Source organism: Inquilinus limosus MP06 (assembly GCF_000767795.1).
GTDB classification, from domain to species: domain Bacteria; phylum Pseudomonadota; class Alphaproteobacteria; order DSM-16000; family Inquilinaceae; genus Inquilinus; species Inquilinus limosus_E.
This window is the reverse complement of record NZ_JANX01000442.1, coordinates 1-5,482: the sequence shown is the minus strand read 5'-3', so window position 1 is coordinate 5,482 and position 5,482 is coordinate 1. Positions and strand designations below refer to the sequence as shown.

Here is a 5,482-nt window from a genome sequence, read left to right as displayed (position 1 = left end):
GGAAGTCCGCCAGCCCCTCGCCCGGCGCATCGTCGCGTACCACCAGCTGGCTGCTGTAGCGCGGGCCGTCGCAGCCGGCGGCGGCGTAGCGGGGCGTCGCCACCAGCCGCAGCCGATCGCGGTGGCGACGGACATAGGGGTTGCCGCAGGTCTGGCTGAGCAGCAGCGCCGGGTCGGTCCAGAGATCGGGCAGGCTGGATTCGCGATCCAGGGCCGGCGCCGCCGCGATCCCCGCGGCCGACAGTCGCGCGGCCACCGCCGCCCACAGCGCGTCGGTGGCCCAGCGGACCTCCGGCAAATCGTACATCGGGAGGCTGGCCGCGCCGGGCGCGGTGGTCGCAGATGTCACTTGGCGCGTTGCTCGGCGTCGAAATCGGGATGGACCGGCGCGTCGACCGGGCGCAGCAGGAAGCGCCGGACGATCTCGCCATAGCCCTTGTACAGCCCCGCGCCGCGCGCCGCGACCCCGGCGGAGTCGTTGGCGGCGGCGAAGCGCGGCAGCCGGTACCAGGCCAGGCCGGGCCGGGCGTGATGCGCCACATGCAGGTTGTTGTTCAGGAACAGCAGCGAGAAGAACGGCCCGGAGGCCACGACGGCGGTGCGCAGCCCCTCCGGCCCGGCGCGGTGCTCGGCGAAGGAGCGCAGCAGCGACAGCGCGGTGCCGGCGTAGCAAGTGACGACATAGAGGATCGGCGAGACGCCGAACCCGATCGAGACCAGGGCCAGCAGCGCCGCGGCGCCGGCCAGATGCGCCGCCCAGACGGCGCGCGCCCTGCGGTCGCGGCGCAGCTTCGGCAGTTCCTCTGCCCACAGCCCGTACCAGGCCAGGGCCGGGCCGATCAGGAAGCGGCCCAGCAGGGTGCGGTTGAAATGCAGTACCGCCCGCCCGGCCGGGCTGAGCGACGACCAGTGGTCGTCGGTGACGTAGTAGCTCTCGGGGTCCTCGACCGGCGAGGTCAGATGGGCGTCGCGGTGATGATGCAGATGGAGGTCGCGGTACGAGGCATAGGGCAGCCACAGCGACAGAGGCGGAAATCCGATCGCCGTGTTGATCCGGCGCGACCGCGTCGGATGGCCGTGGATGGTCTCGTGCTGCAGCGATCCGTGCCAGGCCAGCAGCACCGCCCCGGCGGCGACGAAGAGCGGCGCCGGGATCGCCGCGTGGAACCAGAGCAGAGCCAGCCAGCCGCCATAGACCGCGGCCGCCACCGCCCAGGTCGGCCCTTCGAAGCTGTCTCGTCTCACCGTTTCCGCCATGGTCCCGATCCCTTCGGACACAGGCTGTCGTGAAACGGTCATGTCGGACAATGCGATAATGCGCACAAAACAACGCGATTGCTGTATCTTCATCCAGATTGCTGGAAACTCGCACAATTTGTTTCGGAAACATCGCAATGGCGCAGTCCCGCCACGACATGATCGAGACCTTCCGCGCCCGGCTGGAGGAGATCATCGCCGCCTCGGGCCAGAGCCGCAGCGCCTTCGCCGCCGCGGTCGGCATGGACCGGTCGACCCTGTCGCAGATCCTGTCGCCGGCGAATGACCGGCTGCCGCGGGCCGAGACCCTGGCGGCGATCGCGGCCGCCCGCCAGGTCAGCATCGACTGGCTGCTGGGGCTGAGCCAGCGCGGCCCCCTTTCCGCCGATATCGTGCCGGAACGATTGGCGATCGAGCGCGACGCGCAATGGGCCGATGACGAGCGGCTGATCGCCTGGCATCGCGAGGCGATCGGCTACAAGATCCGCCACGTCCCCACCACCCTGCCGGACATCCTCAAGAACCGCGACGTGATCCGGCACGAGCTGGCGCATTTCGCCGGGGCGGGGCCCGAGCAGCGGATCGAGACCGCCGCCGCCCGGCTGGCCTATCAGCGTCGGCCGGAGACCGACATGGAGGTGTGCAACTCGATCCAGGCGATCGAGGGCTTCGCCCGCGGCGAGGGCATCTGGCACGACCTGGACACCGCCGTCCGCGCCCGCCAGCTGGACCACATGATCGCACTGGTGGAGGAGCTGTACCCGACCTTCCGCTGGTTCTTCTACGACGGCCGGCAGCACTATTCGGTGCCGGTGACGGTGTTCGGGCCGCTGCGGGCGGTGCTCTATCTCGGCGGCATGTACTTCCTGTTCAACTCGACCGAGCACATCCGCGCCCTGTCGGAGCATTTCGACAGCCTGATCCGCGGCGCCATTGTCCAGCCGCCCGACGTGCCCAAGCTGCTGCGCCGGCTGCGGGGGCGGCTGGGGTAGATCAGACGTAGGGCGTCCCGGCGAGCGCGGCGTCGACGCCGGCGAAACCACGGTCCATCACGCTACTTAAGGCCGATCCGGGCTCCCGGCTCTCGCGGAAGGCGCGAAGCGCCTCGCCATAGGCAACCACCAGCGTCGCCATCAGCATCGTCGCCCCGAGGCGTGCGCCGGAATCGGAGCGCGGCCTGCCCGCCGCGTCGGCCAGCATTCCGGCGAGATCATCGGCCAGCATCACCTGCAGCTCGCAGGCGCGCGCCGTGAGCGCCGGGCTCTCCGCGACCATGCGCCAGAACCGGACCGGCCGGTCGGACATCCGGAACAATGGGTGCCCGCTCTCCGCCAGCCTGCGCATCAGCGACTGGAACGCCGCGACCGGCGGCTGCCCGCCGCGACCGGCGATCGCCTCCCGCGCCAGGGCCCGCGCTTCCTCCTCGCGATCGAAGACCAGGTCCTCCTTGCGGGGGAAGTAGTTGAACACCGTCTTCCGGGCGACATCCGCCTCATCCGCGATATCGGCGACGGACACCTTGTCGAAGCCGCGCTCGACGAACAGGCGCGTCGCGACGTCGGAGATCGCCTGGCGCGTCATCTCCTTCTTGCGGTCTCGGAGTCCGGGTCGGTTTGACATGCCGTGATTTATACCATATATAAATTTATACTGAGTGTAAAAATTATGCCGTGCCGACGTTGCCGGCGGGACACTCGCCTGAGGAATTTTGCCGTGACCCATGATGTCGTGATCGCCGGAGCAGGCCCTGTCGGCCTGTTCCTCGCCTGCGAGCTGCGCCTCGCCGGCCTGTCGGTGCTGGTGCTGGAGCATGCCGAAGACCCGCGGTCGCCCCTGAAGCGCCTGCCCTTCGGGCTGCGCGGCCTTTCGGCCCCCACCCTCGACGCCTTCCACCGCCGCGGCCTGCTGGACGACATCGCGGCGATACAGCCCGCAACAGGCGGCCCGGGCGGCAGCACCACTCCGGCCGCCGCGCATTGGGCGGGGCAGGCACGCCGCCCGGGCGGCCATTTCGCCGGCATCCAGTTCTTCCAGGACCAGATCGATCCCTCGGCATGGCCGTACCGCCTGCCCGGCCCGGCCGGCACCAGCCTGGCGGTCGAGATCGAGCGGATCGAGTCGGTCCTGGCCGCCCGCGCCGGCGCGACGGGCGTCGAGATCCGGCGCGGCCGCGGCGTGGAGGAGGTCGATCCGTCTGACGAGGACGTGACCGTCCGCGCCGGCGGCGAGGTGGTTCGCGGGCGCTGGCTGGTCGGCTGCGATGGCGGCCGCAGCACGGTCCGCAAGGCGGCCGGCTTCGAATTCGCCGGCACCGATCCCGAATTCACCGGCTATTCCGTCGAGGTCGAGCTGGCCGATCCGGACGCGCTCCGTCCGGGCCGCCACTACACGCCGGCCGGCATGTACACCTACGCCCCGCCCGGGACGGCCGCGATGGTCGATTTCGACGGCGGCGCCTTCCACCGGACCCGGCCGATCACGCTCGATCATGTGCAGGCGGTGCTGCGCCGCGTCTCCGGCACGGATGCCACCGTGACGGCGCTTCACCTGGCCACCACCTGGACCGATCGCGCCTGCCAGGCCGCCACCTACCGCCGCGGGCGGGTGCTGCTGGCCGGGGACGCCGCGCACATCCATTCCCCGCTGGGCGGCCAGGGGCTCAACCTCGGGCTCGGCGATGCCCTGAATCTCGGCTGGAAGCTGGCGGCCACGATCCGCGGCGATGCGCCGCCCGGCCTGCTCGACAGCTATGAAGCCGAACGGCATCCGGTGGGGGCACAGGTGCTGGACTGGTCGCGCGCCCAGGTCGCGCTGATGCGGCCGAGTCGCAGCTCGCGCGCGCTGGCGGCCATCATCCGCGATCTCATCGACACGCGCGACGGCGCGACCTATTTCGCCGAACGCGTCCGGGGCGTGTCCCTGCGATACGATCCCGGCGACGGCCACCCGCTGGCCGGCCGCAGCGCGCCCGATTTCGAGCTGGCCGACGGGACGAGGCTCGGCGAGCTCCTCAGGACCGGGAAGGGCCTGTTCCTGGACTTCGACGCCGATGCCGCGCGTGCAGCGCTGGCCGGCCGCTGGAGCAGCCGGATCGCCTATGTCGCCGCCGACGCCGGGGACAGGCTGGGCCTGAGCGCCGTGCTGGTGCGTCCCGATGGTTTCGTCGCCTGGGCGGCCGAGACCGCCGGGGACCTCAAGGGCGCCGCCCGGGCCGCGTCGCGATGGTTCGGCGAAGCCGACGCGGCATCCGCATCATGAGGACACGGCCGGCGGCCTAGGGACCGGAGATCCCGGCGCGCATCGCCGCCGCGATCACCCCGGCGTCGTCTTCGCCGCCCAGACTCGCCGATCCCTCAACGCTGCCATGTCGGACTTTTGTGCAGCGCAACAGCGCCGGGCGTTCTATATTTGATCCTCTTCTGACCGATTCCGTTGCCGAGAGGCGTCGCCATGGGCGAGCGCGCGCATCCTGCCGTCCCGGCGATCACGCCGGCGATGATGTTCCTGATGGCCGTCGCCTGCGGCGCCATCGTCGCCAACCTCTACTACGCCCAGCCGCTGATCGCGCTGATCGCGCCTTCGGTCGGGCTCGGCACCGTCGCCGCCAGCCTGGTCGTCACCCTGACCCAGATCGGCTACGGCGTCGGGCTGATCCTGCTGGTGCCGCTGGCCGACATGGTCGAGAACCGGCGGCTGGTGGTGCTGACCCTGTCCGGCACGGTGGTGGCCCTGGCGATCGCCGCGGCGGCGCCGAGCGCCGGGATCTTCCTGTTCGCGGCGCTGCTGATCGGCCTCAGCTCGGTCGCGGCCCAGATCCTGATCCCGATGGCGGCGCATATGTGCGCCGATGCGGTCCGCGGCCGGGTGGTCGGCAACATCATGAGCGGCCTGCTGCTGGGCATCCTGCTGGCCCGGCCGGTCGCCAGCGTGGTGGCCGAGCTCTTGGGCTGGCGCGCCATCTTCACCCTCTCCGCCATCCTGATGGCCGTCCTCCTGGCCGTGCTGGCTTGGCGCCTGCCGCAGTACCGGCCGGCGCCCGGGCCGCGCTACGGCCAGGTGCTGCGTTCGCTGGCCACCCTGTTCCGCCGCACCCCGGTGCTGCAGCGCCGCGCCGCCTACCAGGCCGCGCTGTTCGCCGGCTTCAGCCTGTTCTGGACCGCGGTGCCGCTGGAGCTGGCCGGCGATCGCTTCGGCTATAGCCAGGCCGGGATCGCCGTCTTCGCCC

At 71.0% G+C, this 5,482-nt stretch carries 6 protein-coding genes; 3 read left to right on the top strand and 3 right to left on the bottom strand.

What is annotated here, in order from left to right; translation table 11 throughout:
* Together P409_RS25350 and P409_RS25345 are read right to left on the bottom strand one after the other, a co-directional pair.
* Positions 1-349: substrate-binding domain-containing protein (locus tag P409_RS25350; RefSeq protein WP_430515660.1), on the bottom strand; the 349-nt coding region annotated here is incomplete at its 3' end.
* Positions 346-1,257: a fatty acid desaturase gene (locus P409_RS25345; protein WP_034845003.1), complete on the bottom strand. Its 912-nt coding sequence runs from the start codon at positions 1,255-1,257 to the stop codon at positions 346-348. The genes P409_RS25345 and P409_RS25350, both read right to left, overlap by 4 nt.
* 137 nt (positions 1,258-1,394) lie before the next feature.
* Between P409_RS25345 and P409_RS25340 the strand changes: the two genes are divergently transcribed.
* Entirely contained in the window at positions 1,395-2,249 is an 855-nt protein-coding gene (locus P409_RS25340) for a helix-turn-helix domain-containing protein (protein WP_034845002.1), read from the top strand.
* 1 nt (position 2,250) lies between these two features.
* Here the strand turns inward: P409_RS25340 and P409_RS25335 are convergent, their stop codons facing one another.
* Complete coding sequence (locus tag P409_RS25335; protein ID WP_202964807.1) at positions 2,251-2,838, bottom strand: TetR/AcrR family transcriptional regulator; 588 nt, start codon at positions 2,836-2,838, stop codon at positions 2,251-2,253.
* A 132-nt stretch (positions 2,839-2,970) separates the two neighbouring features.
* On the opposite strand from P409_RS25335, the gene P409_RS25330 reads away from it, so the two are divergent.
* Both P409_RS25330 and P409_RS25325 read left to right on the top strand, forming a co-directional pair.
* Entirely contained in the window at positions 2,971-4,515 is a 1,545-nt protein-coding gene (locus P409_RS25330; protein WP_238578772.1) for an FAD-dependent monooxygenase, read from the top strand.
* A gap of 192 nt (positions 4,516-4,707) precedes the next feature.
* The coding region (locus P409_RS25325) for an MFS transporter (protein WP_034844994.1) at positions 4,708-5,482 on the top strand (775 nt) is incomplete at its 3' end.

Excerpts from the sequence above, each read along its gene's own strand:
- P409_RS25345 (WP_034845003.1), bottom strand. The coding sequence starts at position 1,257 with ATGGCGGAAACGGTGAGACGAGACAGCTTCGAAGGGCCGACCTGGGCG.
- P409_RS25340 (WP_034845002.1), top strand. The coding sequence starts at position 1,395 with ATGGCGCAGTCCCGCCACGACATGATCGAGACCTTCCGCGCCCGGCTG.
- P409_RS25335 (WP_202964807.1), bottom strand. The coding sequence starts at position 2,838 with ATGACGCGCCAGGCGATCTCCGACGTCGCGACGCGCCTGTTCGTCGAG.